We start from the raw sequence: 1,731 nt of genomic DNA, 5'->3' as shown, positions 1-1,731 counted from the left end.
GCAAGCGCCACCTTTGCCTTGAAAGCCGGGCTGTGGTTCCGGCGTGGTCGTCTCGTCATGGTATCTCCTGTTCTCGGCATCTAGGCCGTGTGGACGGATTGCCGCATGAAGAGCGAAGAGGGTTCCTCTGGGGGGATTTGTCTGATTCATGGAGAGCCGACTGATTTGGAGGTCGGCGATGTCCACGCAGATGACGGAGAAGGATTGGGTGGTGGCGCTGGAGGTGTTCCGGGCCTCACTGCCGCGCCGTGGCGACAAGGGTCGCGACGACCGGCTGTTTCTGGAAGCGATGCACTATTTCTCGGTTCACAACATCTCCTGGCGGGCGCTGCCGGAGCGGTTCGGCAAATGGAACAGCGTCTGGAGACGCTTCGACCGGTTAAGCAAGGCGGGCGTGTTCGAGACCTTCTTCGACCATCTGGCTTCGCTGTCATCCTCGGCGCATCTGGTCTAGATGTTCGATTCGACCATCGTGCGCGCCCATGTCTCGGCAGCAGGGGCAAAAGGGGGCAGAAGGGTCAGGCGCTCGGCCGCTCACGCGGCGGCTTCTCCACCAAAATCCACCTGAAGACCGATTTCGACGGCCACCTCATCGCCTTCGACCTGACCGGCGGCGAGAAGGGCGATGCACCGCATTTCCCGATCCTGCTCAGCCTCGGCCCCGATGTCGATCCGAGGGCGGCCGTTGCCGACAAGGGTTACGCCAGCAAGGCCAACCGACAAGCGGCGCGCTCGCGCGGCATCATCCCGGTCATTCCGCGCAAGGCCAACGAGAAGGGTAAGCCGGGCTTCTTTGCAAAGGCCATCTACAAGGGCCGCGCCCGCATCGAGCAGGCGGTCGGCAGGCTCAAACGCTTCAAGCGGGTCGCGCTACGCTGCGAGAAGACGAAGCGGAACTTCGCATCCATCGTTGCACTCGCAGCAGGTTTCATCTTGGTCAAATCCGTCCACACGGCCTAAGCCGAAGTCAGGCAGAAATTCCACTTATCTCCGCTGTCCAGATTTCCCGAACCACCTCTATATATTGTGAATATACAAGCTTTTCTCTTATGGGGAATAGAATAAATGAGAATGCATACCGCGAAAAAGGCGACAGTTTCCTCCCTGCAAGTTACCGTTTCGGCTCTTGCAATAGCTATCGCGACAGCAACCGGCGTAAACGCACAATCGGTTACCGTCACCGGAACCGTCATCCCTACATTGACACCCAATCCTTCGCCGACCTGGACGGTTCCTTATACATGGTATATGTATGTCGGCAACGGGACAGCAGGCACGCTTGCGATAGCAAATGGCGGAACTGTTGCCGCCGCACCAGGATACTACACCGCCATAGGATATTTGGGCGGCGACGGCTTGGTGACCGTCGACGGTGTCGGCTCGAGTTTTACTAATGATTATTATATTTACATCGGCTACAATGGGACAGGCACTCTGCGCATCACGAATGGCGGTAATGTTGTAGCCAGGACAACAATAGTGGGACACGCGCCGGTTCCAACGAGCGGGAATATCACAATTGACGGTGCCGGGTCCGCTTTGACTACAACTGGTCTTTCCGTCGGGCATGATGGGCCAGGTTCTGTCACAGTAACAGGTGGCGGAAGGCTAACTACAAACGGTACAGCTACTATAGGATCGCAACCTGGCGTTGTCCGTCGTCGAATGATTTGAGACTATTTGTGTTTTTGAAGATTGGAGTTTCCGGCTCGGTTTGGGGTTTGATTTAAG

General features: G+C 57.0%; 3 protein-coding genes. All 3 read left to right on the top strand.

Annotated features, from left to right (window positions below; all coding sequences use genetic code 11):
* The first annotated feature begins 178 nt into the window (after positions 1-178).
* The 3 genes from ACFO1V_RS09475 to ACFO1V_RS09465 all read left to right on the top strand — a co-directional run bounded on the left by ACFO1V_RS09475 (position 179) and on the right by ACFO1V_RS09465 (position 1,674).
* Entirely contained in the window at positions 179-454 is a 276-nt protein-coding gene (locus ACFO1V_RS09475; RefSeq protein ID WP_374834752.1) for a transposase, read from the top strand.
* Positions 349-960 (top strand): IS5 family transposase, encoded by a 612-nt coding sequence (locus ACFO1V_RS09470; RefSeq protein WP_374834750.1) that lies wholly within the window; start codon positions 349-351, stop codon positions 958-960. Before ACFO1V_RS09475 ends, ACFO1V_RS09470 begins: the two co-directional genes overlap by 106 nt.
* A 105-nt stretch (positions 961-1,065) precedes the next feature.
* Positions 1,066-1,674 (top strand): hypothetical protein, encoded by a 609-nt coding sequence (locus ACFO1V_RS09465; RefSeq protein WP_374834748.1) that lies wholly within the window; start codon positions 1,066-1,068, stop codon positions 1,672-1,674.
* Positions 1,675-1,731: the final 57 nt, after the last annotated feature.

This window comes from Daeguia caeni (assembly GCF_042653845.1).
In the GTDB taxonomy this organism is placed as follows: Bacteria; Pseudomonadota; Alphaproteobacteria; order Rhizobiales; family Rhizobiaceae; genus Brucella; species Brucella caeni.
The sequence above is the reverse complement of the archived record's forward strand: the minus strand, read 5'-3'. Positions and strand labels throughout refer to the sequence as shown.

Coding starts and splice junctions, on each gene's coding strand:
- ACFO1V_RS09475 (WP_374834752.1), top strand. CDS start 179: ATGTCCACGCAGATGACGGAGAAGGATTGGGTGGTGGCGCTGGAGGTG.
- ACFO1V_RS09470 (WP_374834750.1), top strand. CDS start 349: ATGGAACAGCGTCTGGAGACGCTTCGACCGGTTAAGCAAGGCGGGCGT.
- ACFO1V_RS09465 (WP_374834748.1), top strand. CDS start 1,066: ATGAGAATGCATACCGCGAAAAAGGCGACAGTTTCCTCCCTGCAAGTT.